Source organism: Plantactinospora sp. KLBMP9567, from assembly GCF_033446045.1.
Lineage (GTDB): Bacteria > Actinomycetota > Actinomycetes > Mycobacteriales > Micromonosporaceae > Plantactinospora.
The window spans coordinates 18,167-43,026 of record NZ_JAWQRR010000008.1 but is presented as its reverse complement, the minus strand read 5'-3'; the positions used below and the strand labels follow the sequence as shown (position 1 = coordinate 43,026).

The window sequence follows — 24,860 nt, the reverse complement described above, 5'->3', positions numbered from 1 at the left end:
GGCTTCGCCACCTGGCGTTCACCGCTGCCACCCTGGTCGCCCTGCTCGTCGCGGGTTGCACCACCACCACAACCACCACCAGCAGAGTTCCGGACGACGCCGAGGTGACCATCTCCGGACGGCTGACCCGGGCCGACGGCGTACCCGCGGCCGGGGTAAGTGTCATGTTGCTCAAGGAAGCCGACGCGGGGGAGGTCATCGGCGGCCTTCTGGCCACCGTCACGAGTCTTGGACTCCTCTGCCTCGCCGAGGCCGTCGAGCTGTGCAAGGACGCCCGAAAGACGACGACCGACAGTACCGGCACCTATACGTTCCGGCTCACCGGTCGGGATACCCGGGGAACGTTCAACACCGCGTCGACGATGGCGGTCAGCGCCCGACTTCCGAGCGACGGCGACACCGCCACCGGACCGGCCGTCCAGGCCCGGTTCAAGGTCCATCGCACTGCGCTCACCGTTCCCCCGCTCACCTTCTGGGAGCCGGCGGACCTGGTCGTCCGGGCAGACTCCAGCAGGGTCCGCTTCGACTGGTCGGGCCGTCCGGGCCCGAAGGATCGGAAACCCCCGAGGTACACGGTCACCGCAACCTCCGGCACCGGGGGCGACGATGTGGTGTGGGTCGCCGACGGCGTCAAGCCGGGCGGGTCGTTGGATGCACGGGCGATCGGGGATCTACGCGGCCGCCTCCACGTCACCGCCACCCTCAAGGTCACAGACGACGGCACGGAGTTCACCACGCTGTACGACACTCAGCGCGTCGGGTTGGTCGGCGTTCTCGAACCACCCCAGTCACGCGATGCGGAGTGCGCGGTCGCCGGCCGGCGCGGTGAGCCGGAACCCCTCGTACCGTGTTCCCTGACCGACGGCAGGTACGGGCGCCCCTATCGCCTCCGGTCGTGCTTGCTGAGGAACGACTCCGGCGGCTCGCCGGGCCCTCGGGCGACTGAGTCGGCGGAACCCTGCCGTGCCAACACCTTCGTGCAGATCGACCTTGGCGTCCGCCGTCCGATCACGGCGGTGTTCGCGCATGGCTTGTCGGCTTCGAGCCCGGTCGTGATCGAGACGAGTGACGACGGAATCACCTGGTCGCGACAGGCCGACGCCGGCGAGCCGCGTTTTCTGGAGGTCACCCTGTCACCCGGAATCGACGCCAGGTACCTCCGGCTGTCCCAAACGGACGGCAACCGGGTAACCCGACTGAACGAACTCGCGGTGTGGCCATAGCCGGCGCTGCGGACGGTACGGAGGCGACCCCGGCGGCTCGGCGCCCGACCGGACTTCGATCTCCGGGTACGGGTCAGCGGCGCTTGGCCAGTCCGACGAACGCGCGCCACGCGTCCGGGCCGGAGGTCAGCGTGCCACCGTCGCGAGCCTTGCTGTCCCGCACCAGCACCCGGCCGGGCAGGTTGTCCGCCACCTCGACGCAGTTGCCGCCGTTGTTGGTGCTCCGGGTGGAGGCGCGGCACCGGGCGCCGGTCATCTCCATGTCTCCGCCACCTCCCTGATCAGCTCGATCGACGGTCGGCGGGGCAACGCCTCACCGGTGCTGCTCTCCCACCGCTTTGCCAGGCTAGCGATGTCGGATCGGTCGTTGAGGATCTGGCCGCGAAGTTGGCTGTCCAGACAGGCCAGCTTCACTCCGTCGTCCAGTCAGGCCAGCACGAATGATCCGGACAGCCCGGTGTGCCACGGCACGTCGGCCGGGATCACCCGGACCTGCACGTAGGGCTCCTCGGCGGTCTCCCCGCCGTCGCCATCGCCAGCCGTAGCACTTCGTTCATCGCCGGGCCGCCTTCGAGAGGTCGGATCGTCCCGGCCAACAGGTCGACGACGCACATCGATGTCCGCCCGACACGGCCATTCACTCGGCAAAGGCTTTGAGCTGCTCAAACTCGGCACACACGCACCACATCGAACCGACGATTCGGGACCTCGGGCCCGCGTCGGAAAGGTCACCAGGACGGCCCGAAGTCTCCACGCGTCCCGGCACCGGCCGGCGCGCCGGGCGGACTCCCGCAGTTGCCCTGCCCCGATCCGCCATCGGGCCGTTACCCCGATCCGGCGCCCGGCCGCTGGCGGGCATATGCCAGACGAGCCTGATACCACCGAGTCATCATGATGACTCGGTGGTATCACCGCCGAGAGGGAAGTGCCTGCCCGCCCGGCCACCTGCAACGGCCAAGCCCGCCCGCAGCCGCCGCCGTCGACCCACGCGGGCCGTCGCCCCGATCCGACGTCGTCGCCGCCCCGACCCGCAACCGCCCGATCCCCAACCGCCCGATCCCCAACCGCCCGATCCCCAACCGCCGTAGGAGCTGATCCGTCATGCCAGGGGTTCCCGCCGACCCGACCGTGCTGCACCCGGTGCCCGGGCAGCCTCGGGTGGTGCTGCTGAAGCCGCTGGTCACCTCCCCGTTGATCGAGATCGGGGAGTTCACCTACTACGACGACCCGGACGACCCGACCGCGTTCGAGACCCGCAACGTGCTGTACCACTACGGGCCGGAGCGGCTGGTCATCGGGAAGTTCTGCGCGCTGGGCGAGGGCACACGGTTCGTCATGAACGGCGCCAACCACCGGATGGACGGCCCGTCGACCTTTCCGTTCCCGATCATGGGCGGCTCCTGGGCCGAGCACTTCGACCTGATCACTGGCCTGCCCGGCCGGGGCGACACGGTGGTCGGCCACGACGTCTGGTTCGGCTACCAGGCGATGGTGATGCCGGGGGTCCGGATCGGCAGCGGCGCGATCGTCGCCTCCGGCTCGGTGGTCGTCGACGACGTACCCGACTACGGCATCGTCGGTGGCAACCCGGCGCGACTGATCCGCCGCCGCTACGGCGACGAGGACGTCGCCCGCCTGCTGACGCTGGCCTGGTGGGACTGGCCGCTGGAACACCTCACCGAGCACGTCCGGACGATCATGTCCGGCAGCGTGGCCGAGCTGGCCGCCGTGGCACCCGGAAACCGGTGAGCCGACGACCGGGGAGAGGAATCCCGGGGATCAGTGACTCGGCGGAATGACCCGGAGATGGCCGCGTCGTCCGGTCTGCGGACCCGTGTGGGGGTCGCCCTCGATCTCGTCCGGCCGAGGCGGCGCCGGACGGGCCGCCTCGCGCACCGCCTCGGCGAGCGCCACCAGGTCGTCGGTGGTCGGCGGGGGCGGCTCGAACTCGCCCTCGTGCCGGACCACGTCCCAGCCCCGGGGTGCGGTCAGGCTCCGGGCGTGCGGCTCGCAGAGGTCGTAGGTGTGCGGCTCGGCAAAGGCCGCCAGCGGGCCCACCACGGCTGTGGACTCGTTGTAGACATAGGTCAGCGTGGCTACGGCCTGTCGGGGGCAGCCGTTGCGGGAGCAACGCCGTGGTGACCTCACGGCGGCACGGTATCTCCATTACCGGCTCCGCCACCACGCTTGGGCATGCGACACGCCGGTAGCCGTGATCACATTCCGGGCGCCCTGCTCCGACACGGCCGAATCCCCGAGCCGATCTTGGTCGGATCAGGTCTACCCTGTCGTCGTGGGCGGTCGTCCACGACTAATGAAGCGGGGTGCAAATGACCAGTCCGGAGAACCGCCGGCCGGGATCCGGGCGCCGGTCGCACCGGGACCGGCACGGGCGTGGGCTGCGCGGCCGGCTCGTTCCGGCGACCGTCCCGCTGGCCCGTACCAAATCGGAGATCTTCGACGACCTGGTCCTGGACACCGTGGAGACGCTGGAGCGGCGGTTCGCCAAGGAACTGGCCGGAGTCGAGTTCGCGGTCGAGGACGTACCGCCGGACCTGAACGTCTACGACTCGGACGTACTCGAGGACGGTGAGGTCCCGCTGGCCCGGCTGCTGCCCGGGCGCCCCGGACGGCAGGAGGTGCCGCCCCGGATCGTGCTCTACCGCCGCCCCCTGGAGTTCCGGGCGATAGACCGCGAGGATCTCGCCGACCTGGTGCACGACGTGATCATCGAGCAGGTCGCGAACCTGCTCGGCGTCGATCCCGACGAACTGGCCTGAGACCCCGTCCCCCCGACAGGCGGCCACACGTCGATCCCGGAGAGGCCGGCCTGACCCGGGCGGCCCCCACCACCCGGGCGCGGCCGCTCAGGCGACGCGACGCTTCAACTTGCGCCGTTCGCGTTCGGACAACCCGCCCCAGATCCCGAACCGTTCGTCGTGCCCGAGTGCGTATTCCAGACACTCGGCCTTGACCTCGCACCGGGAGCAGATCCGCTTCGCCTCGCGGGTCGAGCCGCCCTTCTCGGGAAAGAACGCCTCCGGATCGGTCTGCGAGCAGAGCGCCCGCTCTTGCCACTCCGGAGCATTTCCGAGCAGGTCGGCCACCTCGAGTCGGCCGTCCATCCAGTTGCCTCCTTATCGCGCACCGGCGCGGCAGCCGGCGCAACCCCCCACGCGGAAGGCGTGTTTGTCCGTCCGGTAGCGGTTTGATGCGCTCCGTACGAACGACCCCACTGAAATTACACGTGTGTTATACGTGCGTCGTCAAGCCGAACCTGCTAAGTGGAGTCACCCCTACCGCGTGCCCGGACGACTCTGGGAGTCATCGGGTCTCGCAACACCTGCCCTATCGATTCAGACCCGGTGCGGGTAACGCCCGCACGGCGAGTTGCGTCGGATATCCGGCGTGGCGCGTCCGGCGCGCCCATGACGAACCGTCCTGCCGAGCGTGCGACGGGACGGGCGGAAGGGTCAGCCGGCGTACCCGTAGACGGTCGTCCGGGGCCGGGCCCGCCGGCCGGCGGCGGCCGCGATCCGTTCGAGCTGGGCCACCGTACGCGCCGAGCCGTGGTCGGATCCGGCCATCCGGGAGATCGTCTCCTCCATCAGCGTGCCGCCGAGGTCGTTGCAGCCACTCCGGAGCAGCTCAGCGGTGCCGGAGTCGCCGAGCTTGACCCAAGAGCACTGGATGTTGTCGATCCGGCCGTGCAGCAGCAGCCGGGCCATGGCGTGCACCACGCGATTTTCCCGCCAGGTGGGACCAGGGCGGGCGATGCCGGCGAGATAGATCGGCGCGTTGGTGTGCACGAACGGCAGCGCCACGAACTCGGTGAAGCCGCCGGTCCGGTCCTGCAACCCGGCCAGTACCCGGAAGTGCCCCAGCCACTGCCGGGGGTGGTCGACGTGGCCGTACATCATCGTGGAGCTGGACCGGATGCCCAGCTCGTGCGCGGTGCCGACCACCTCGACCCAGGTGGCGGCCGGCAGTTTGCCCTTGGTGAGCACCCAGCGCACCTCGTCGTCGAGGATCTCGGCGGCGGTACCCGGAATGGTGTCCAGCCCCGCGTCGCGCAACTCGGTCAGCCAGTCCCGGACCGACACGCCGGCCTTGGCGGCCCCGGTGACGATCTCCATCGGCGAGTACGCGTGCACGTGCATGCCCGGCACCCGGGCCTTGATCGCCCGCACCAGGTCGGCGTACGCGGTGACCGGCAGCTTGGGGTCGATGCCGCCCTGCATGCAGACCTCGGTGGCGCCGGCCGCCCACGCCTGCTCGGCCCGATCGGCGACCTGCGCCACCGAGAGCCGGTACGCGTCGGCGTCCCGCTCCCGCTGGGCGAACGCGCAGAACCGGCAGCCCACGTAGCAGACGTTGGAGAAGTTGATGTTGCGGTTGACCACGTACGTCACGTCGTCGCCGACGGCGTGCCGGCGTACGTCGTCGGCGATCCGGCACAGCTCGTCCAGAGCCGCCCCGTCGGCGGCGAAGAGGGCCAGCGCCGCCGCCTCGTGCCGGGACTCCAGCAGCGCGGCCGGATCGTCGGCGGCCAGCCGCAGTCCGGCCCGCAACTCGGTGGCCGAGGCCGGGGCGGCAGTCGGAATCTGCGCGCCGACCTCCGCCCAGTCGCCGTAGACGGAGTCGAAGTCGCCACGCCGGTCGGCGCTCCGGCCGACGGTGTCGATCGTGGCGTGCAGGTCGGTACGGCCACCCGGCACGAAAGCATCGTCCGGCTCCTGCCACGGGCGGCCGACCGGCCGGGCCGACTCGACCGCCAGCCCGGTCGCCGGGTCGGCGAGCGCGGCGACGTGCGCGGCGAGCCGGGGATCCAGCCACGGGTCGGCCCGCCGGACGTACTCGGGATAGACGGTCAACCGCTCCCGCAGGGTGAACCCGGCGGCGGCGGTACGAGCGGCCAGCTCGTCCAGGTGCGGCCAGGGGCGCTCCGGGTTGACGTGGTCCGGGGTCACCGGCGACACGCCGCCCCAGTCGTCGATGCCGGCCCGCAGCAGCAGGTCGTACTCCCCCTCGATCAGGTTCGGCGGTGCCTGGATGCGGGCACCCGGACCGAGCAGGATCCGGGCCACCGCCACGGTGGCGGCCAACTCGTGCAGCTCGGCGTCGGGCATGCCGCGCATCGCGGTGTCCGGCTTGGCCCGGAAGTTCTGCACGATGACTTCCTGGATGTGGCCGTACTCCCGGGCGCTGCGCCGGATGGCGAAGATCGAGTCGACCCGTTCGGCGGGCGTCTCACCGATCCCGATCAGGATGCCGGTGGTGAACGGCACGCCGACCCGACCGGCGTCGGCCAGCACCCGAAGCCGGACCGCCGGCTCCTTGTCCGGCGAGCCGTAGTGCGGCCCGCCCGGCTCGGACCAGAGCCGGGTGGCGGTGGTCTCCAGCATCATCCCCATGCTCGGCGCCACCGGCTTGAGCCGTTGCAGCTCGGCCCAGGAGAGCACACCGGGGTTGAGGTGCGGCAGCAGGCCGGTCTCCTCCAGCACCGCGATCGCGCACGCCCGGACGTAGTCCAGTGTCGAGTCGAAGCCCCGCTCGGTCAGCCACTGCCGGGCCTGCGGCCAGCGCTCCTCCGGTCGGTCCCCGAGGGTGAACAGGGCCTCCTTGCAGCCCTGCACGGCACCGGCCGCCGCGATCGCGAGTACCTCGTCCCGCTCCAGGTAGGCGGCGGGCAGCCGGTGCGGCACCGTGGCGAAGGTGCAGTAGTGGCAGCGGTCCCGGCAGAGCCGGGTCAGTGGGACGAAGACCTTCTTGGAGAAGGTGACCACACCCGGCCGGCCGGCGTCGGCCAGCCCGGCGTCCCGGATCCGGCCGGCGACCGCCAGCAGTTCGTCGAGGAACTCGCCGCGCGCGGCGAGCAGCGCGGCCGCCTCGTCCGGATCGAGGGCCCGGCCGTCGGCCGCCCGGCGCAGCGCCCGGCGCAGACTCGCGACAGTCGGTTGGTCAGTCCCATCAGCCACTCGTGCAGCCTAGGCGCAACGCCGGCAGGACCGCGCCCACCGGACCCACCGCCGACGCGGAAGCCGCGTGGCACCTGTCACAGCCCGGATCGAGCCGGCCCGAACAGCCCCGATCGGGCCGGCCCGAACACCCCGGGTCGAGCCGGCCCGAACACCCCCCGATCGAGCCGGCGCCGCCAGGCACCGGGGCGCCGTCGCGGTGGGCCTCAGCGCGGCTGGGTCGGGTCGTCGCCCCGGTCCGGCGGCGGTGGCTGGGCGCCGGCTGAGGGCTGCTGACTGGCCGGGTTGATCCGCTGGGTACGGTCGGCGACCGGCGGCCGCTGCGGGATCACCTGGGTCCGCCCGGTCTCCTCCTCGTCCGGCTCCGGCGATGCCGTACCCGACGGGGTGGCGCCGACCGACGGCGCCGGCCCGACCGACGGGATCGCACCGAGCGACGGGGCGGACGACGACTCGGCGCGCGGTGCCGGCGGGGCCGACGACGGGGGCGCGGAGGCGGGTGCCGGCGGGGCGGACGACGGCGCGGGCGGGGCCGACGACGGCACCGGAGGGGCGTATCCGGGCTGGCCGTAACCGGCGGGCGGGGCGTAGTCGGTCGGCTGGCCGTAGACCACGGGCTGGCCGTAGACGTGCGGCTCGGCCTGACCGGCGGGCGGGTGGCCCTGGTACGGAGCACCCGGCTGGCCGTACATGGTCGGCTGGCCGTACCCGCCGGGCTGGCCGTACGCGCCCGGCTGGCCATAGGCGCCCGGCTGGCCGTACGGCTGGGGCTGGCCGTAGACGCCGGGCTGCGGCTTCGGCTTCGACACGTGGAAGAGCGCCCGCCACACCTGGAAGACCAGGAAGGCCACCGCCAGCAGGATCACGTACGCCCCGACGAAGACCAGTGTCCGGGTGAACGCCTGCCGGAACTGTGTCTCGGCCAGCAGCCCGAAGATCCCGGCGAGCAGGGTGATCCCGCCGAACAGCACCGAGACGGCGTACTGGACGAGCGCCGCCAGGGTGATCACCCGGGCCAGCCCGACCACCGGTTGGACGTGCGTGGCGAGCAGCACCGCGAGCACCGGCAGCGCCACCTGCTCCAGGCCGACGAACGCGTAGAAGGAACTCAGCGAGCGGTCGCCGAAGTCGGAGCTCTCCCAGCCGCCGAAGAACAGCTCGATCAGCCCGCTGAACAGGAAGAGGGCATTCGCCCCGAGGAGCACCAGCGCGATCAGTTCGCGCAGCGGCTTGGTTATCGAACTGGCCTGCGGCGCGTCGCTCGGCGCGGGCCCGGGCTGGCTGGTCAACTCTCCCCCTCAGACGGTGGCGGGACTCCTGCGTCGCCTGAGCCTAGTCGGCCGGCCCGCCCGCCGCCTGTCCGGAGCGGATGGGCGAGGATGGAAGCCATGCGCATCGTGGTATTGACCGGGGGCATCGGCGGTGCCCGCTTCCTGACCGGCGTACGCGCGTACGCCGGTCAGGTCGGCGCCGAAGTGACCGCGGTGGTCAACGTCGGCGACGACGTCGTCCTGCACGGCCTGAAGATCTGCCCGGACCTGGACAGCGTCATGTACACCCTCGGCGGCGGGGCGGACCGGGAACGGGGCTGGGGCCGGGCCGGCGAGACCTGGACCGTCAAGGAGGAACTCGCGGCGTACGGCGCGGAGCCGACCTGGTTCGGGCTCGGCGACCGGGACGTGGCGACCCATCTCGTCCGGACCACCATGCTGAACGCCGGCTACCCCCTCTCGGCGGTCACCGAGGCGCTCTGCGCCCGCTGGCAGCCCGGGGTACGCCTGCTGCCCGCCACCGACGACCGCCTGGAGACTCACGTCGTGGTGCGCGACCCGGACGGGGACACCCCGGACGCCCAGCGGGCGATCCACTTCCAGGAGTGGTGGGTACGCCACCGGGGCGAGCTGCCCACCTCCCGCTTCGTCTTCGTGGGCGCGGAGGCGGCGAAGCCGGCCGCCGGGGTGCGCGACGCGCTGGCCGGAGCCGACGTGGTGCTGCTCGCCCCGAGCAACCCGGTGGTCAGCATCGCGCCGGTGCTCGCCGTGCCGGAACTGCGGGACGCGCTGGTCGCCGGGCCCGCGCCGGTGGTCGGAGTGTCGCCGATCATCGGCGGCGCCCCGGTACGCGGGATGGCCGACCGCTGCCTGGCGGTGCTCGGGGTGCCCTGCACCGCGGCCGGGGTGGGTGGCCTCTACGGTGCCCGGTCGGCCGGTGGCATCCTGGACGCCTGGCTGGTGGACAGCACCGACGCCGGGACCGAGGTCGAGGGGGTGACCGTGCGGGCGGCCCCGCTGTGGATGACCGACGAGGCGGCGACCGCGACCATGGTCCGGACCGCCGTGGAGCTGGGATGAGACTTGAGGTGCTGCCGGTGCTCGGCATCGGCGACGTCACCGAGGGCGACGACCTGTCGGCGCTGATCGCGACCGCCGCGCCCTGGCTACGCGACGGCGACGTACTGGTGGTGACCAGCAAGATCGTCTCCAAGGCGGAGGGCCGGCTGATCGACGTACCGGTCGACGGGCCGGAGCGGGAGGCGGCCCGGGCCGAGGTGCTGGCCGGCGAGACCGCCCGAGCGGTGGCCCGGCGCGGCTCGACCCGGATCGTCCAGACCCACCACGGCTTCGTGATGGCCTCTGCCGGGATCGACGCCTCCAACGTGGACCGCTCCCGGCTGGTGCTGCTGCCGAAGGATCCGGACGCCTCCGCGCGGGCGCTGCGGGCCGCGATCCGGGAGCGGCACGGCGCCGACGTGGCGGTGATCATCTCGGACACCATGGGCCGGCCGTGGCGCAACGGCCTCACCGACGTGGCGCTGGGGGTCGCCGGCATGCCGGCGGTCCGCGACCACCGGGGCGAGGTCGACCCGTACGGCAACAAGCTCAACATCACCCAGATGGCCGTGGTCGACGAGCTGGCCGGCGCGGGCGAGCTGGTCAAGGGCAAGTGCGACCAGGTGCCGGTCGCGGTGGTCCGGGGCTATCTCGGTGTCACCGATCCGGACGACGGTCGCGGCGCGGCGGCGCTGGTCCGGGACGCCGAGCACGACCTGTTCGCCCTCGGCACCGCCGAGGCACGCGCCGACGGGCTGCGCGCCGCCGCCACCCTGGCCGAGTCGACAGCCGGCGGGCCGGTCCCGTCCGTGGTGCCGGCGGTGCTGGACGGCACCGACGCCGGACTCGCCCGGGCGGCGGTGGACCGGGCCCTGCGCACCGTCGCCGGGGTCGTCGCGCCCGGCACGGTCTGGACGCTGGTCACCGACGAGCGACGGGTACGCGACAGGCTCGGCGGGTCGGCACCGCCCCAGGCGTACCGGAGCAGCGTCCTGCTCGACTGCGCGCCACCCGGACCGCCCGGCACCGACCCCGGTGTGCTGATCCGGTTCGGCGCCGACCTGCACCGGCTGCGGGCCGCGCTCGCCGCCGAGGGCCTCGGCTCCGCCGTACTGCCGGCGTCCTCCGGTGGGGCCGGGTCGACCCTGCTGGTCAGCATCCCGCCGGGGCCCACCACCGGGCTCTGACCGCCCCCGCAGCTGCCGGCAGGCGCGGTCTCTCACCACGTCGTCCGGCAGCGTCCCCGGGGCGGCGGGACCCGGGCGGTCCGCCCCGTCCCGGCCGCCGCTCAGCCGGTCAGCATCGCCCGGCCCAGCGGGGTCAGGCTGTGCAGCACGGTGTTGCGGTCGCGGTGGCTGACCAGCAGTCCGGCGTTGCGCAGCACGGTGGTGTGCTGGCTCGCGGCCGCCGCCGAGATGTTCAGCCGGCGGGCCACCTCGCCGGTCGAGCAGCCGTCACCGACCACCTCCAGCACCCGGGCCCGGGTCTTTCCGATCAGCGCGGCCAGCGCCGCCCGGCTCTCCTCCCCGCCGGCGGACGGTGTCGGACCGGCGCCCTCACCCGGTGCCGGCGTCAGCCCGCCCAACCGGTCGACCGGATAGACCAGGACCGGGGGCAGCTCGGGGTCGAGCAGGGTCACCGGCATGCGGGCGCAGAAGAACGACGGCACCAGCAGCAGCCCGCGCCCGTCGAGGTGCAGTTCCCGGTCGGCCGGATAGTCCGGCACCTCCAGCATCCCGGAATCCCAGCGCATCGCCGGACGGAGACTGGCGAGCAGTCCCTCCGTCCCGCCGTCGAGCAGGGCCCGGGCCCGCCGTGCCCGGTCCGCCTCCACCGCCGCCTGGATCCGGTCCCAGTACGGCTCGATCGCGGTCGCTTGGTAGATCCGCATCGAGTCGGTGAGGTGCTCCAGCACCTCGACGTCGCCCCGGGCCAACGCGCTGGCGGTACTGGGCAGCGGCAGCGGGCTCTCCCCGGCCAGTACGTTCAGGTCGCGCTCCAGTGCGTTGACCGGAGTGGAGCGTACGGCGTCCAGCCCCGCCGCCAGGCCGTACATGCTGTGGTAGGGGGTCAGGAAGTCGGGGAAGTAGCCGCGGGGCGGATTGAGGGCGAGCAGCAGCCGCAACTGCCCCGGTGCGGTGTCCCGGCGGAGCCCGCCGAAGACGCCCCGGCGCCAGCCCGCCATCATCGGGTCCCGGCTGCGCCCCTGCAACAGGTGCAGGCTGAGGACCAGTTCCCAGACCTGGTCCGCGGCAGGGGCGACCCGGGTCCGGGCGATGTCCTCGCTGGAGAAGAAGATCCGCAGCACGGCACGCACTCCCCGAATCGCCGGATGGGGTTTGCCCGGCAACCAGTCGCACTCTACCGGGTGCCATCTATCAGCGTCTTTCAGCGTGGACTGAAAGACCTCGACGGCCGGCGGCGCCAGCGGGCATGCTCACTAGGCCGATATCGGGGTCACCGGCGTCCTGGACGCCGGGTGGCCCTGCGGCATGCCGGGGGGCAGGGGAGGAACGCGACACCCGGACGGTCGCCACGAGGGTTCGCGGACGCTTGTCCGCGGAGGGTGCTGTCCGGGTTGTCGCTTCCATGCCGCCCCGCTCCGCCGCCGCTCCGCTCCGCCGCCGCCGCCCGGCTCGTCGACCGGCCGCCCGGCTCCTTGGCGGCGGGCCGTCCCGCTCCTCGACCGGCCGCCCGGCTCCTTGGCGGCGGGCCGTCCCGCTCCTCGACCGGCCGCCCGGCTCCGCAACGAGACGCCCCGCTGCCAGGCGCGGCTACCGCCGGTTCAGCTCTCCCGGTCCGGCGCGATCAGCAACGCGACCCGGTGGTCCTCGTCGGTCACGTAGTAGCGGGCACCGTCCAGTTCGGTCAGCCCCTCCACGTTGTGCAGCGGGGCGAGGTCCGCCACCAGCTCACCGGCGACAGTTGACCCGGGCGGATCGGCCGGCCAGCGGAACCGCACGTGCCGGCTGGTCACGTCACCGCCGGTCGGATGGTCGTCGAGCAGCACCGACCGCTTGCCCAGAGCGTCGATCGAGCCGACCACCGCGTCGTACCCGCCGTCGTCCCGGGCCGACAGCGCCCGGAAGCCGGTCAGCTCGCCGGGCCGGGTCACCCCGGTCAACGCGTACGCCCCGACGACCCGGGGCCAGCTCCGCCGGTCGAACATCCCGGCCACGTCCGCCAGCTCCACCAGGATCGGCTCGCCCCGCCCGGTCACCGGAAACCTCAGCCCGAGCAGCAGCGTGCCGGTCGGGGTGAAAGCCGCCGCCTCCACGTTGACCGGCAGGTCGTCGTCGGTGAGCCGGTCGACCCAGCTCTTCGCCCGGGCGGTGCCCCGGGCCCGGGTCGCCGCGATGAACAGGTGCCGCACCTGCTCCCCCGCCGGCAGTACCCCGATCCCGGCGGCCAGCAGGGCGTCGTTCACCGCCCGGTGCAGCCGGAACTGGTTGCGTACCACGTGCAGCCGGGGCAGCGGGGCGGCGGCCTCGGCCTCCCGGAACCGGGCCACGAAGGCGCGGCGGGGGCGCAACGGCCCACGCTTGGAGCCGAAGTGCGAACCGAAGACGTAGATCCAGCCGTCGTGCCGGGCCAGCGCCTCGCCGTCCTCGGTCCGGCCGTTCTCGGCACCGGCGTCCATCGGCACGTGCGCGGTCAACCAGCTACCGTCGTACCGCTCCACCAGCAGGGCCAGGCATCCCTCGACCGGCCCCTCGTCGAGTACGGTCCAGAACGCCCGCCGGGCGCCGTACGCGGCGAGCACCTCGGGCGCGCGTACCGGCAGCAGGTCGCTCGCCTCGTTGCCGGCGACCGCCAGTTCGACGGTGTACGAAAGGCAGGTCATACCGATGATGCTACGAGCCCCGCACTAGGGTGGCGCTGTGCCCGATGCCCTGTACGCCGACACGTCGGCCCTGCTCACCGCCTGGCAGCCGCCCACCGCCGAGGCGGCGGCCGCACTGGACCGGACGCTGCGACTGCTCGACGAGGGCGGTCCGGCGGCGCTGACCCGGGCACACCGGGCCGGCCACGTCACCGCCAGCGCCCTGGTGCTGGACGCCACCGGCAGCCGGGTGCTGCTCTGCCTGCACGGCCGGTTCCGCCGCTGGGTGCAGCTCGGCGGGCACTGCGAGCCCGGCGACCGTACCCTGGCCGGGGCGGCGCTGCGGGAGGCGACCGAGGAGTCCGGGATCGCCGGGCTGTGGCTCGACCCCACCCCGATCGACCTGGACATCCACCAGGTTTCCTGCCAGGGCGGCTCGCTGCACCACGACGTACGCTTCGCCGCGGTCGCCCCGGCCGGCGCGGTGGAGCGGGTCAGCGCCGAGTCGGTCGAGCTCGGCTGGTTTCCGCCGGACACCCTCCCCGAGCCGCTGGCCGGCGCCACCGCCCAACTGGTGGCACCGGCGCTCGCGGTCTACGCGCGGAACCGCCCGGCCCCGCACCTGACGCCTGGCGAGGTCACCGGGACCCGGTGAGCGCTAGAGATAGGGGTGCGCCTCCTCCGCCTCCAGCGCGGCGACGATCTCCTTGACCTCCTGGGCCCGGGACCGGTCACAGACGAAGAGCGCGTCCGGCATGTCGACCACCACGGTGTCCTGGACCCCGAGGGTCACCACCAGCCGGTCGGACTGGGTCACCACGACCGTCCGCTCGGTGTCCCGCAGCACGACCCGGCCGGCCGGGGGCGTGCCGTCGGGTCCCTCCCGGAGCACCACGTTGCCCGCGTCGTCGCCGGTCAGCGCCTCGCCCAGGGTGTGGAAGTCGCCGACGTCGTTCCAGCGGAAGTCGGCCGGTACGGTGGCGACCAGGCCGCGCTCCGCCGCCCCCTCCATCACGGCGAAGTCCACCGAGATCTTGGTGAGTTCCGGCCAGACCCGGTCCAGCACGGCCGCCTGGTCCGGGGTGCCCCAGGCCGCGGCGATCTCGGTCAGCCCGGCGTACAGCTCCGGCTGCTGCCGGGCCAGCTCGCCGAGGAAGACGTCGACCCGCCAGACGAACATCGAGGCGTTCCAGTAGAAGCGGCCGGACTCGACGTACTTGACCGCGAGGTCGTACTCCGGCTTCTCCTTGAACCGGACGACCTGCCGGGCCGGGCCGGCACCGATCGGCTCGCCCGACTCCAGATAGCCGTAGCCGGTCTCCGGGTGGGTCGGGGTGATGCCGACGGCGACCATCAGCCCGTCCCGCGCGGTCGAGATCGCCGCGCTGAGCACCTCCAGGAAGCGGGTCTGGTCGCCGACCACGTGGTCGGCGGAGAAGGCGCCCATCACCGCGTCCGGATCCCGCCGGGCGATGATCGCCGCCGCCAGCCCGATCGCCGCGCAGGAGTCCCGGCGGGAGGGTTCGACCAGGACGTTCTCCTCCGGTACGTCGGGTAGTTGCCGGGCCACCGCGACCGCGTGCGCGGCACCGGTGACCACGTACGTGTTCTCCGGGGCGGACAGTGGGCGCACCCGGCGTACGGTCGCCTGGAGCAGCGACTCGTCGGAGCCGGTCAGCGGGAGGAGGAATTTGGGGCGGCCGGCGCGCGAGAGTGGCCACAGACGGGTGCCACTGCCGCCGGCCGGAATCACGGCGTAGAACATCGCCACATCATGCCCGAGACGTCAGGGGCGGCACGCACACACCGTCTGATAACACCCGAATTCCGCCCGGGACCCCTCACGCCCGGGCCCGGCCCCATGCCGCGAGGTGCACCTCGGCGCTGGACTCCCAGGTGAACTCCTTGGCCCGGTCGAAGCCCGCCTTGGCCAGCGAGAGCCGCCGGGCCTCGTCGTCCAGCAGCGCACCGAGGTCGGTCGCGATCTGCTGCGGATCCTCGCTGGTGTACGCCACCGCGTCGCCGCCGACCTCCGGCAGCGACAGCCGCGGTGTGGTGAGCACCGGAGCGGCGCAGGCCATCGCCTCCAGGATCGGCAGCCCGAAACCCTCGCCGTACGACGGGTAGGCGGCGACCAGCGCACCGCCGAGGAAGCCCGGCAGGTCGGCGTAGCGCAGGTAGCCGGGGCGGAGCAGCCGCAGGTGCGCCGGTACGTCGGCGACGGCCTGGTCGATGTCGTCGTCGTGCCCCTGACCACCGGCGATCACCAGGGCCGGCGGCTCCGGCCGGTCCTTGACCGCCAGCACCCAGCCCCGGATCAGGTTCGGCACGTTCTTGCGCGGCTCCTTGGCGCCGAGGAACGCCACGTAACTGTGCCCGCCGAGGCCGAGCCGGGCGCGTACCCGGGCCTTCTCCTCGTCACTCGGCGCGTGGAACGCCGCCTGGTCCACCCCGTGGTAGGCCACGTCGATCCGGGTCGGATCGGCGTCCAGCAGCCGGATCAGCTCGTCCCGGGTCGCCTTGCTCGGCACGATCACCCGGTCGGCCCGGCGCAGCGAGGTCTTGATCGCGCTGCGGAAGAAGGTCCGGCGCGACTTGTCGTAGTGCTCCGGCTCGGTGAAGAAGGTCGCGTCGTGCACGGTGACCGTCACCGGACAGCCGGCCCGGAGCGGACAGGTGTAGAACGGCGAGTGCAGCACCTGCGCGCCGACCTGCTGGGCCAGCAGCGGCAGCCCGGTCTGCTCCCAGGCCAGCCGAGCCGGCCGGTGCGCCACCGCCGCCGGTGCCGGGATCACCTCGGCCGCCGGCAGCATCCGCGAGTATCGCTCGGCGTCGGTGCGCAGCCCGACCACGGCCAGCTCCAGACCCGGCCCGATCACCTTGCCCAGGGCGCCGAGCAGGCCGTCGACGTATCTGCCAACGCCGCCCCGGTCGGCGGGGACGCTGGTGGCGTCAATGAGCACGCGGGGCGGGCGACCGGCGGTCACTGGGCAACTCCTCGGCTGAGTGTGATGTAGGGAACAACACTGACTCCAAGCCTACGCCGCGCCGCCCCGGACGCGTCGACTGCGACCCGTCGGGCAACTGTCTTTCCGGTGACTCAGACAGGTACGCGACGAAGGCACCACGATGGGTACCGACGTCGCCGCGACCGCCGGCTCAGAGATCATCACCGGCCCGGGGCGGAGATCACCGTCGCCGGCCGGCCGGGTCGGTATCGTCACGGGCGATGACCGAGAACATCTCTGGGCTGTTCGCCGCCGCGATCGCTGCCGACCCGACCCGACCGCTGCTGACCTGGTACGACGACGCGACCGGAGACCGCACCGAACTCTCCGGGGCGACCCTGGCCAACTGGGTGGCCAAGACCGCGAACCTGTTGGTCGACTCGGCCGGGCTGGCCCCGGGCGATCCCGTCGGGGTGTTGCTGCCGCCGCACTGGCAGACCGCCGCCGTGCTGCTCGGCTGCTGGTCGACCGGGTCGGCCGTCTCCGGTGCCCGGCCCGACGGGTCGGCCCCGCAGCCGGTCGAGGTGCTCTTCGCCTCGGTCGACCGGGTCGGCGAGGCGACGGCCTGGCCGGCCGGTGACCGGTACGCCCTCGCGCTGGCCCCGCTCGCCGCCCCGGTACGGGAGCTGCCGCCCGGCTGGGCCGACTACGTGATCGAGGTACGCGGGCACGGCGACCACTTCACGCCGTATCCGGCCGCCGGCCCGCAGGACCCGGTACTGGCCGACCTGGCCGCCCAGCGCGCCACGGAGCTGGGCATCGGGGCCGGCGACCGGGTGCTGGTCGACGCGGGCCGCCACCCGGACCCGGTGGACTGGCTGCTCGCCCCGCTGGCCGCCGGGGCCAGTACGGTGCTCTGCGGCAACCTCGACCCGGCCCGGTTGGCCGACCGGGCGGCGGCGGAGAAGGTAACGGTTCGGCTGACGTAACCGACGTCACACCGCGCCGGTCGGCGCCGTCCCCGCCTGCGGCTCCGCGACGCTCCGCCGCTCGGCGGTCCGCTACCGCTCGGCGACGCTCCGCCGCTCGGCAATCCGCTGCCGGGCGAAACGCTCGAAGGCGAGCAGCGACTCCGGGTTGGCCAGCGCGCCGGTGGCGGCGGCCGAGTCCACCGGCGCGCCGGTGAGGATCTTCTTCACCGGCACCTCCAGCTTCTTCGCCGACAGCGTCCTCGGCACCGCCCCCACCTGGTGGATCTCGTCCGGCACGTGCCGGGGCGACAGCCCGGTACGCAGTTCCCGGTTCATCCGCGCGGTCAGCTCCGGACCCAGCTCCAGCCCCGGCGCGAGTACGACGAAGAGCAGCAGCTCCCCCGTGCCGCCCTCGTCGTCCTCCAGGTGCACCACCAGCGAGTCGGTCACCTCGGGCAGCCCCTCCACCACCGAATAGAACTCGGCGGTACCGAGGCGTACCCCGCCCCGGTTGAGGGTGGCGTCGGAGCGGCCGGTGATCACACAACTGCCCCGCTCGGTGACGGTGATCCAGTCCCCGTGCCGCCATACCCCCGGGTAGACGTCGAAGTACGCCTCCCGGTAGCGGCGGCCGTCCGGGTCGTTCCAGAACCCGACCGGCATGCTCGGCATCGGCGCCGTGATCACCAACTCGCCGAGCTGGTCGATCACCGGGTCGCCGCCGGCCGAGCGCGCCTCCACCCGGGCGCCCAGGCAGCGGCAGGTGATCTCGCCGGCGACGACCGGCAGCAGCGGCACGCCGCCGACAAAACCGGTACAGACGTCGGTGCCGCCGGAGATCGAGTCGAGCCGCAGGTCGGCGCCGACGGAGTCGTACACCCAGCGGAAGCCCTCGGCCGGCAGCGGCGCACCGGTCGAACCGACCCCGCGCACGGCGGAGAGGTCGGCCAGCTCGGCCGGGCGCAGCCCGGCCTTGCGGCAGGCCAGCAGGAACGGTGCCGAGGTGCCGAAGTAGGTGGTGCCGGTCTCGGCGGCGAGCCGCCACAGCGTGCCCAGGTCCGGCTCGGCCGGCCGGCCCGGCTCGGCCCGGACCGCCGGATTGCCGTCGAAGAGCACGATCGCCGCGCCCACCGCCGGGCCGGAGACCAGGAAGTTCCACATCATCCAGCCGGTGGTGGTGAACCAGAAGAACCGGTCCCCCGGGCCGAGGTCGTGGTGCAGCGCCAGCATCTTCAGGTGTTCGAGCAGGATGCCGCCGTGCCCGTGCACGATCGGCTTCGGCAGCCCGGTGGTGCCCGACGAATAGAGCACGTAGAGCGGGTGGTCGAAGGGCACCGGCGTGAAGGCGAGCGGCTCGCCGGTCGGGGCCGCCAGCTCCGCCCAGCCCAGGGCGCCGTCCGGCGGCGCGGCGTCCGGCTCCAGATGGGGCAGCACCACCATGTGTACGACCGACGTCAGCTCGGCCCGGATCGTCGCCAGCTCGGCCCTGCGGTCGACGGGCCTGTCGCCGTACCGGTAGCCGTCGACCGCCACCAGCACGGTCGGGGCGATCTGCCGCCAGCGGTCGAGCACGCTGCGGGTGCCGAACTCGGGGGCGCAGGAGGAGAAGACCGCGCCGAGGCTGGCGGTGGCGAGCATCAGCACGAACGTCTCGGGGATGTTCGGGGCGTACGCCGCCACCCGGTCGCCGGGGCCGACGCCCAGCCGGACCAGTCCGGCCCGGACCCGGCGTACCTGCTCGCGCAGCTCGGCGGCGGTCAGGGTGACCGGGGCGCGGGTCTGACTGTGCGCGATCACCACCGGCTCGTCGTCGGCCATCCCGGGCATCCGGAGTACGTGCTCGGCGTAGTTGAGGGTGGCGCCGGGGAACCAGCGGGTACCGGGCATGGCGGTGTCGACCAGGGTCGCGGTCGGCTCGGTGTGGGCTCGGACCTGGAAGTAGTCCCAGATCGAGCGCCAGAAGCCGTCGAGGTCGGTGACCGACCAGCGCCACAGCGCGGCGTAGTCGTCGAAGTCGAGGCCGCGGTGCCGGCTCAGCCAGCGCAGGTAGCCGCCGATCCGGGACCGGTCGTCACCGGCCGGTGGCGGCGTCCAGAGCACCTCGCCCACCATGGTCCTGCTCCTCCCTACCGCCCGCACGCCGGTGTGCCGGGCCCGGTCGCCATACTGCCGTACCCCGACCTGCAATTCTCCGCCCGGAAGCCGGCGCCGGTACGCGTGCCCGGCCCACACTGACCGGCTCCGGATCATGTGGGCCGGCCCCGGCCGCACCGCAACCAGCGCACCCCGCCGGCCGTCAACGGGGCCCCCGGAGCGGCACCGCCGGCCGACGCCCGCCGGCCCCCGGTCGTCTGGGCCGGGGGTCGGTGCCGGACGGCTCAGCCGGGGACGGAGGGGTCGGCCGCGCCCCGGTGCGCCTGGATCGCCTTGCGCTTCGCCAGCCGGTGCGCCCGGCGGATCTCCGCCTCGCGGAACCGCCGCTCGTCCTCCGGGGTCTCCGGCAGCACCGGGCGGACCGGGCGGGGGTTGCCGGCCACGTCCACCCCGACGAAGACCAGATAGGCGGTGGCCACCACGATCGGGGCGTCCTCGGCGCTGTCCCAGCGCTCGGCGACCACCCGGACCCCGACCTCCATCGAGGTCTGCCCGGTCCAGTTGACCTGCGCGTGCGCGTGCACCAGGTCGCCGACCCGGACCGGCTCGGCGAAGACGATCTCATCGATCGCGGCGGTCACCGCCGTACCGCCGGAGTGCCTTGCCGCCGACGCCCCGGCCACGTCGTCGACGAACTTCATCAGCACGCCGCCGTGCACGGTGCCGTAGAGGTTGACGTCGACCGCCGTCATGATCCGGCTCAGCGTCACCCGGGAGTACGAGGTCGGCTTGCCGGCCGGCGGTGGCGAGAACTGCTGGGTCATGCCGGCAACGGTACGGCGACACGCCACGCCGCCGCCCTCGCCGGTGGCGGTGGTTACCCGGGTCACCCCGTCATCTCTCCGTGACAGTCGGCAAGATCGATGCTGGACGCGCCAGTGCAGGCTGCCGGGCGGCGTCCGAGGCGGTACGGTGCGCGGATGCGACATCTCTGGAGCTTCCTCGCCGGAGTGGTGGCGGCACCACTGACCTGGGCCCTGATCGCGCTCGGTCAGGACGGGTCCGCACGCACCGTCACCCGCTGGGTGGAAGTCGGTACCTTCAACACGGCCAACCTGATCCAGGGGGCCGTCTACCTCGGAGTCGCGGGCATCCTGCTCGGCCTGCTCGGCACGCTGCGGCTCTCCCCGGCCGGTCCACTCGCCGCCGGCCTGCTGCTGGTCGCCCCGTACGTCGGGCTGTTCGTCGACCCCTTCACCGTGCGCGACGCGGTGCCGGCGAACTGGAAGGTGTTCGGCGACCCGCTGCCGTTGGTGGACGTGCTGGACAACGGCACGACGTTCCTGGTCGGCGTGCTGCTGCTGATGGCCACCTTCAGCATCCAGCGCTGGCGTCGCTGGCCCGGCCCGGTAGCCCCCGCCCCCGCGCCGACGTCGTCCGATGTGGAGGAGCCGACCCCGACCGACTGGTCCCTGCTGAACAACCCGCCGGAAAGCGACATCAAGCCGCCGACCCTGGGCTACCCGGAGCCGAACACCGAACCGCTGCCGCCGCTGCCGCGCCGCGAGGCCGGGTCGCCGTGGTCGGCGCCGCCCCGGACCGCGACGAAGCGCGACGACGCGGCCGACAGTACGACAAGCTGACTGTGCCGGGGCGGGTCGTTCGATCGACCCGCCCCGGACCGACACGCCGTGGCCGGCGTTGCCCGGTCCGGGTACGGTGCCGTGAGGCACCCGGTTGGGGAGGTTGCAGTGCGACACCTTGGATCGCTGGTATTCGGGCTGGTCAGCGTGCCGATCATTTGGGTGTTGGCCGGGATCGGGTTGATAAAGCTCAACGGCGGGATCACCCGGGACGAGACCGGGGACACGCTCGTCGGGTTCATCGTGATCGCGGTCGTCGCCGGGCTGCTCGCCGCGCTGCTGCTGCCCCGGTGGTCCCCGGTCGGTACGGCGGTCGCCGGCCTGCTCTTCCTGGTGATGGCGGTGTGGTCCATGATCGACTTTGGGTCGATGGGCGACGTGCTGCCGCGCTCCGTCCTCGGCATCGACTTCGCGCTCACCGCGCCGTCCGGCGCCTTCGCCACCCTGCTCGCCGTGCTGCTCGGCGCCACCGTGCTCGTACCGCAGCGCTGGCGCTCGCCCCGTCCGGCCCCGGCCGGCTTCCCCGGCGCCGCCGGCCAGCCCGGCTTTCCGTCCTACCCGCCACCCGGGCAGTTCCCGCCCGGCGGGCAGTTCCCGCCCGGCGGGCAGTTCCCGCCCGGCGGGCAGGCGCCGTCCGGCGGACAGCTCCCGGCGGGTCAGTTCCCGCCACCCGGCGGACCGGGCACGCCCGGCCTGCCCGGCACCCCGCACCCGCCGAACTACGGCCCCTCGGTCGCCCCGAGCTACCCGCAGTCCGCGCCGCCGAACTTCGGCCCGGCCGTCCCGCCGAACTACGGGCCCGCCGCACCGCAGCACCAGACGCCCTCGGCACCGCCGTACAACGCCCCGGCCGGTGCACCGCACTACGGCCCGCCGAGCGTGCCGGGCAACCTGGGGCGGCCGCCGGGGCCGCAGGCGCCGGGGACACCGATCTCCGGCCCACCGGTGCCGAGCGCGCCGCCGCAGCCGCCCACCTTCAGCCCGCTCACGCCGCCGGCACCCCGGTCCGGCCAGCCGAGCGGCGACGAGACCACGCAGTTCGGCGGGCGCTCGGACGAGACCACCCAGTTCAGCGGAGGCCCGGACGACGACGGCATGGACGGGGTGACCCGCCGCCTCGGCGACCGCTGAGACTCGGCCGATCCACTGAGACTCGGCCGATCCACTGAGACTCGACGACCGCTGAGGCTCGACGGCCGCTGACCGGGCCGGTCGGCGGATCAGCCGCCGACCTGGTGGTCGGCCGGGTTGGTCTGCAACAGCCAGGCCAGCGGCATCTTCGCCGCCACCTCGTACGCCCGATCCGGGCCGAGGACGTGCAACGTGACCGTCTGCGCCGCGTCCCGCTCGACCAGCCAGTACCGCGGAATCCCGGCGTGCGCGTACTCGCGGCGCTTGACGACCTCGTCCATCGCCGCGGAGCCGGGTGACACGACCTCGATCACCAGAACCAGGTCGGCGAGGGGTAGCCAGACACTCCGTGACTGTGCGCGGGCCCAGACCGTGAGGTCGGGAATCCGGCCGCCGTCGCCGTCGGGACCCGGGATCCGGATGCCGGCGGCCTGTAGCACCTGCTCGGCCGGCCAACCCGCCATGGCGAGCCAGACGAGGAGGCGGCTGGCGATCGCGGCATGCTCGGAATCGGGCGGCGGCATGACCGACAGGGCTCCCTCGGGGCTCAGCTCATACCGATGGCCGTGCTGGTCAGCAGCGATCATGGCCGCCAGGTCGTCGAGCGTGACGACGGCGGGCAGGTGCCTGCCGAACGCCTCCGCACTCATGCGGCCATCCTATCCGCAGGCCATCCACACCGGTCAGCGTTGCGCGGCCCTGGCGTGGCAATTGCCCGCGCCGGCATCCGGCAGTCAGTTCTTGAGGACCGGCACCCGGGGGGTCAGTCCTTGAGGAGTTGCCGGGCCATCACGATCCGCTGGACCTGGTTGGTGCCCTCGTAGATCTGGGTGATCTTGGCGTCCCGCATCATCCGCTCGACCGGGTAGTCCCGGGTGTAGCCGTACCCGCCGAGGAGCTGCACCGCGTCGGTGGTGATCTCCATCGCGGCGTCCGAGGCGAAACACTTCGCGGCGGCGCCGAAGTAGGTCAGATCAGCGTCGCCGCGCTCCGACTTCCCGGCCGCCGCGTACGTCAACTGCCGGGCCGCCTCCAGCTTCATCCCCATGTCGGCGAGCATGAACTGGATGCCCTGGAACTCGGCGACCGCCTTGCCGAACTGCCGCCGCTGGAGCACGTACGCCTTGGCGTAGTCCAGCGCGCCCTGCGCGATCCCGAGCGCCTGGGCGGCGATGGTGACCCGGGTGTGGTCCAGGGTCCGCATGGCGGTGCCGAAGCCGGTGCCCGGTTCGCCGATCATGCGGTCCGCCGGGATCCGCACGTTGTCGAGGTAGACCTCGCGGGTCGGCGAGCCCTTGATGCCGAGTTTCTTCTCCGGCGCCCCGAAGCTGACCCCCGGATCCGACTTCTCCACCACGAAGGCGGAGATGCCACGCGAACGGGCAGCCGGATCTGTCACCGCGAAGACCGTGTAGTACTCCGACACCCCGGCGTTGGTGATCCACCGCTTGACGCCGTTGAGCACGTAGTGGTCGCCGTCCCGGACCGCCCGGGTGAGCATCGAGGCGGCGTCGCTGCCCGCCTCCGGCTCGGAGAGGCAGTACGAGAACATCGCCTCGCCCCGGGCCACCGGCGGCAGGTAGCGCCGCTTCAGCTCGTCGGAGGCAGCCAGCAGCAGCGGCATGGTGCCGAGCTTGTTCACGGCCGGGATCAGCGAGGAGGAGGCACAGGCCCGGGCCACCTCCTCGATCACGATCGCGGTGGCGAGTGCGTCGGCGCCGGCCCCGCCGTACTCCTCGGGGATGTGCGGGGCGTGGAAGTCGGCGGCTCTCAGTGCCTCGTACGACGCCTTGGGGAACTCGCCGGTCTCGTCCGCCTCGGCCGCGTTCGGCGCGACCTTGGCGTCGCAGACCTCCCGGACGGCCTCCCGGATCGCCTGGTGCTCCTCCGGCAGCAGGTATGCGTCGAACGACGGCTCACTGGTCACCGCGGCCCTCCCCGGCACTCGTCCCCCGGCGGCACCGCGCCCCGGATATCCGAACCATACCCGCCAGTAACCACGTCCCGACAGCCCTCCCCGACCGCTGACCGGGGAGGGCTGCCGGACGAAGGGCGGTGGTCACCGCAGCGTGGCGAACCAGGTCGCGATCTGCGGGACGGAGAGCACCAGTGAGGTGATGTGGTCCACGTCGCCGACGTCGGTCAGCGTCACGTCGGCACCGGCACCACGCAGCTCCCGCTCGCACCGCTCGCTGTTGGCGTAGACGGCCTCCGGGTCGCCGTGCGCGGCGTACATCCGGACCGGCACCGCCGGGCGCCAGCCGAGGCAGGCGTCGTCGTTGATCCACGCCGCTGCGGCCAGCCGGCCGGTCGGCTGGAGCAGCATCTCGGTGTACTCGGGTCGCAGCAGCTCAGACGGCTTCGCCGGCAGCGCCTCGTTGGTCTGCCCGATGGTGTGCTCACCGTCGAACAGGGTCGCGACGTGCCCCGCGTACGGGTCCCGGAACACCTCCGACTCGTCCGCGTAGAGGTGGTAGATCCGGTTCCACGCCACCGTGAGGTACGCCAGGTAGTAGGTCGACGCCTTCGGGTCCACGTCCCCGCCGATCGCCGCCGGCCACTCGACGTCGAAGAGGTGGTACGCGCCGCTGATCGGTGCCAGCGCGCCGAGGGAGAAGTCGCGGTCGGCACCCCGTTGCAGCGCCCTGGCCAGCAGGAACGAGTTGTTGGCGCCCTGCGAGAACCCGGCGACCGCCACCGGCCCGCCGACGGTGCGCCC

23 protein-coding genes are annotated in these 24,860 nt (G+C 73.0%); 9 read left to right on the top strand and 14 right to left on the bottom strand.

The window, feature by feature from the left end; all coding sequences use genetic code 11:
• Positions 1-164: 164 nt before the first annotated feature.
• Entirely contained in the window at positions 165-1,223 is a 1,059-nt protein-coding gene (locus tag R6Y94_RS05785; RefSeq protein WP_318394718.1) for a discoidin domain-containing protein, read from the top strand.
• 73 nt (positions 1,224-1,296) lie between these two features.
• Here R6Y94_RS05785 and R6Y94_RS05780 read toward each other — a convergent pair whose 3' ends face one another.
• Positions 1,297-1,485 (bottom strand): DUF397 domain-containing protein, encoded by a 189-nt coding sequence (locus R6Y94_RS05780; RefSeq protein ID WP_318394717.1) that lies wholly within the window; start codon positions 1,483-1,485, stop codon positions 1,297-1,299.
• Between the two features lie 839 nt (positions 1,486-2,324).
• Here R6Y94_RS05780 and R6Y94_RS05775 point away from each other — a divergent pair.
• On the top strand, positions 2,325-2,972 hold the full coding sequence (locus R6Y94_RS05775; RefSeq protein ID WP_318394716.1) for a CatB-related O-acetyltransferase: 648 nt from the start codon (positions 2,325-2,327) through the stop codon (positions 2,970-2,972).
• Positions 2,973-3,002: 30 nt separating this feature from the next.
• Here R6Y94_RS05775 and R6Y94_RS05770 read toward each other — a convergent pair whose 3' ends face one another.
• Entirely contained in the window at positions 3,003-3,371 is a 369-nt protein-coding gene (locus R6Y94_RS05770; RefSeq protein ID WP_318394715.1) for a DUF3499 domain-containing protein, read from the bottom strand.
• A gap of 182 nt (positions 3,372-3,553) precedes the next feature.
• Here R6Y94_RS05770 and R6Y94_RS05765 point away from each other — a divergent pair, with 182 nt between their 5' ends.
• Positions 3,554-4,003, top strand: a complete 450-nt coding sequence (locus R6Y94_RS05765) for a metallopeptidase family protein (RefSeq protein ID WP_101367925.1) — start codon at positions 3,554-3,556, stop codon at positions 4,001-4,003.
• Positions 4,004-4,090: 87 nt separating this feature from the next.
• Here R6Y94_RS05765 and R6Y94_RS05760 read toward each other — a convergent pair whose 3' ends face one another.
• From R6Y94_RS05760 to R6Y94_RS05750, 3 genes are all read right to left on the bottom strand, one after another.
• Positions 4,091-4,348, bottom strand: a complete 258-nt coding sequence (locus R6Y94_RS05760; protein ID WP_101367926.1) for a WhiB family transcriptional regulator — start codon at positions 4,346-4,348, stop codon at positions 4,091-4,093.
• Positions 4,349-4,696: 348 nt separating this feature from the next.
• A complete protein-coding gene (locus R6Y94_RS05755; RefSeq protein ID WP_318394714.1) occupies positions 4,697-7,201 on the bottom strand; it encodes a bifunctional FO biosynthesis protein CofGH in 2,505 nt (834 codons plus the stop codon).
• A gap of 206 nt (positions 7,202-7,407) precedes the next feature.
• On the bottom strand, positions 7,408-8,490 hold the full coding sequence (locus tag R6Y94_RS05750) for a hypothetical protein (RefSeq protein ID WP_318394713.1): 1,083 nt from the start codon (positions 8,488-8,490) through the stop codon (positions 7,408-7,410).
• A gap of 99 nt (positions 8,491-8,589) precedes the next feature.
• Between R6Y94_RS05750 and cofD the strand changes: the two genes are divergently transcribed.
• Both cofD and R6Y94_RS05740 read left to right on the top strand, forming a co-directional pair.
• The gene (cofD, locus tag R6Y94_RS05745) at positions 8,590-9,552 is read left to right on the top strand and encodes a 2-phospho-L-lactate transferase (RefSeq protein ID WP_318394712.1); all 963 of its coding nucleotides are present in this window, start codon (positions 8,590-8,592) and stop codon (positions 9,550-9,552) included.
• A complete protein-coding gene (locus R6Y94_RS05740; RefSeq protein ID WP_318394711.1) occupies positions 9,549-10,718 on the top strand; it encodes a coenzyme F420-0:L-glutamate ligase in 1,170 nt (389 codons plus the stop codon). Before cofD ends, R6Y94_RS05740 begins: the two co-directional genes overlap by 4 nt.
• 101 nt (positions 10,719-10,819) lie before the next feature.
• Here the strand turns inward: R6Y94_RS05740 and R6Y94_RS05735 are convergent, their stop codons facing one another.
• Complete coding sequence (locus R6Y94_RS05735) at positions 10,820-11,839, bottom strand: winged helix-turn-helix domain-containing protein (RefSeq protein ID WP_318394710.1); 1,020 nt, start codon at positions 11,837-11,839, stop codon at positions 10,820-10,822.
• 477 nt (positions 11,840-12,316) lie between these two features.
• Positions 12,317-13,375 (bottom strand): hypothetical protein, encoded by a 1,059-nt coding sequence (locus tag R6Y94_RS05730; protein WP_318394709.1) that lies wholly within the window; start codon positions 13,373-13,375, stop codon positions 12,317-12,319.
• A gap of 37 nt (positions 13,376-13,412) precedes the next feature.
• On the opposite strand from R6Y94_RS05730, the gene R6Y94_RS05725 reads away from it, so the two are divergent.
• Complete coding sequence (locus R6Y94_RS05725) at positions 13,413-14,009, top strand: NUDIX hydrolase (RefSeq protein ID WP_412102693.1); 597 nt, start codon at positions 13,413-13,415, stop codon at positions 14,007-14,009.
• A gap of 3 nt (positions 14,010-14,012) precedes the next feature.
• On the opposite strand, the gene R6Y94_RS05720 is transcribed toward R6Y94_RS05725, so the two are convergent.
• A complete protein-coding gene (locus tag R6Y94_RS05720; protein WP_318394708.1) occupies positions 14,013-15,119 on the bottom strand; it encodes a mannose-1-phosphate guanylyltransferase in 1,107 nt (368 codons plus the stop codon).
• A gap of 76 nt (positions 15,120-15,195) precedes the next feature.
• Positions 15,196-16,341: a glycosyltransferase family 1 protein gene (locus R6Y94_RS05715; RefSeq protein WP_318394707.1), complete on the bottom strand. Its 1,146-nt coding sequence runs from the start codon at positions 16,339-16,341 to the stop codon at positions 15,196-15,198.
• Between the two features lie 242 nt (positions 16,342-16,583).
• Here R6Y94_RS05715 and R6Y94_RS05710 point away from each other — a divergent pair, with 242 nt between their 5' ends.
• The gene (locus R6Y94_RS05710; RefSeq protein ID WP_318394706.1) at positions 16,584-17,291 is read left to right on the top strand and encodes a TIGR03089 family protein; all 708 of its coding nucleotides are present in this window, start codon (positions 16,584-16,586) and stop codon (positions 17,289-17,291) included.
• Positions 17,292-17,363: 72 nt separating this feature from the next.
• On the opposite strand, the gene R6Y94_RS05705 is transcribed toward R6Y94_RS05710, so the two are convergent.
• Both R6Y94_RS05705 and R6Y94_RS05700 read right to left on the bottom strand, forming a co-directional pair.
• Positions 17,364-19,382, bottom strand: coding sequence for an acetoacetate--CoA ligase (locus R6Y94_RS05705; RefSeq protein ID WP_318394736.1), 2,019 nt, complete (start codon positions 19,380-19,382; stop codon positions 17,364-17,366).
• A gap of 269 nt (positions 19,383-19,651) precedes the next feature.
• On the bottom strand, positions 19,652-20,191 hold the full coding sequence (locus R6Y94_RS05700; protein ID WP_318394705.1) for an acyl-CoA thioesterase: 540 nt from the start codon (positions 20,189-20,191) through the stop codon (positions 19,652-19,654).
• Between the two features lie 156 nt (positions 20,192-20,347).
• Here R6Y94_RS05700 and R6Y94_RS05695 point away from each other — a divergent pair, with 156 nt between their 5' ends.
• Both R6Y94_RS05695 and R6Y94_RS05690 read left to right on the top strand, forming a co-directional pair.
• Positions 20,348-21,010, top strand: a complete 663-nt coding sequence (locus R6Y94_RS05695; RefSeq protein ID WP_318394704.1) for a hypothetical protein — start codon at positions 20,348-20,350, stop codon at positions 21,008-21,010.
• Between the two features lie 108 nt (positions 21,011-21,118).
• A complete protein-coding gene (locus tag R6Y94_RS05690) occupies positions 21,119-22,141 on the top strand; it encodes a hypothetical protein (protein WP_318394703.1) in 1,023 nt (340 codons plus the stop codon).
• A gap of 89 nt (positions 22,142-22,230) precedes the next feature.
• Here R6Y94_RS05690 and R6Y94_RS05685 read toward each other — a convergent pair whose 3' ends face one another.
• The 3 genes from R6Y94_RS05685 to R6Y94_RS05675 all read right to left on the bottom strand — a co-directional run bounded on the left by R6Y94_RS05685 (position 22,231) and on the right by R6Y94_RS05675 (position 24,839).
• Positions 22,231-22,791, bottom strand: a complete 561-nt coding sequence (locus R6Y94_RS05685; RefSeq protein ID WP_318394702.1) for a Uma2 family endonuclease — start codon at positions 22,789-22,791, stop codon at positions 22,231-22,233.
• 113 nt (positions 22,792-22,904) lie between these two features.
• Positions 22,905-24,068, bottom strand: a complete 1,164-nt coding sequence (locus tag R6Y94_RS05680; RefSeq protein ID WP_318394701.1) for an acyl-CoA dehydrogenase family protein — start codon at positions 24,066-24,068, stop codon at positions 22,905-22,907.
• Positions 24,069-24,200: 132 nt separating this feature from the next.
• Positions 24,201-24,839: a hypothetical protein gene (locus R6Y94_RS05675; protein WP_318394700.1), complete on the bottom strand. Its 639-nt coding sequence runs from the start codon at positions 24,837-24,839 to the stop codon at positions 24,201-24,203.
• Positions 24,840-24,860: the final 21 nt, after the last annotated feature.

Bases quoted from the DNA above. Each gene is read 5' to 3' on its own strand.
- R6Y94_RS05785 (WP_318394718.1), top strand. From the start codon at position 165: ATGTTGCTCAAGGAAGCCGACGCGGGGGAGGTCATCGGCGGCCTTCTG.
- R6Y94_RS05780 (WP_318394717.1), bottom strand. From the start codon at position 1,485: ATGGAGATGACCGGCGCCCGGTGCCGCGCCTCCACCCGGAGCACCAAC.
- R6Y94_RS05775 (WP_318394716.1), top strand. From the start codon at position 2,325: ATGCCAGGGGTTCCCGCCGACCCGACCGTGCTGCACCCGGTGCCCGGG.
- R6Y94_RS05765 (WP_101367925.1), top strand. From the start codon at position 3,554: ATGACCAGTCCGGAGAACCGCCGGCCGGGATCCGGGCGCCGGTCGCAC.
- R6Y94_RS05760 (WP_101367926.1), bottom strand. From the start codon at position 4,348: ATGGACGGCCGACTCGAGGTGGCCGACCTGCTCGGAAATGCTCCGGAG.
- cofD (WP_318394712.1), top strand. From the start codon at position 8,590: ATGCGCATCGTGGTATTGACCGGGGGCATCGGCGGTGCCCGCTTCCTG.
- R6Y94_RS05740 (WP_318394711.1), top strand. From the start codon at position 9,549: ATGAGACTTGAGGTGCTGCCGGTGCTCGGCATCGGCGACGTCACCGAG.
- R6Y94_RS05730 (WP_318394709.1), bottom strand. From the start codon at position 13,375: ATGACCTGCCTTTCGTACACCGTCGAACTGGCGGTCGCCGGCAACGAG.
- R6Y94_RS05720 (WP_318394708.1), bottom strand. From the start codon at position 15,119: ATGTTCTACGCCGTGATTCCGGCCGGCGGCAGTGGCACCCGTCTGTGG.
- R6Y94_RS05710 (WP_318394706.1), top strand. From the start codon at position 16,584: ATGACCGAGAACATCTCTGGGCTGTTCGCCGCCGCGATCGCTGCCGAC.
- R6Y94_RS05700 (WP_318394705.1), bottom strand. From the start codon at position 20,191: ATGACCCAGCAGTTCTCGCCACCGCCGGCCGGCAAGCCGACCTCGTAC.
- R6Y94_RS05695 (WP_318394704.1), top strand. From the start codon at position 20,348: ATGCGACATCTCTGGAGCTTCCTCGCCGGAGTGGTGGCGGCACCACTG.
- R6Y94_RS05685 (WP_318394702.1), bottom strand. From the start codon at position 22,791: ATGAGTGCGGAGGCGTTCGGCAGGCACCTGCCCGCCGTCGTCACGCTC.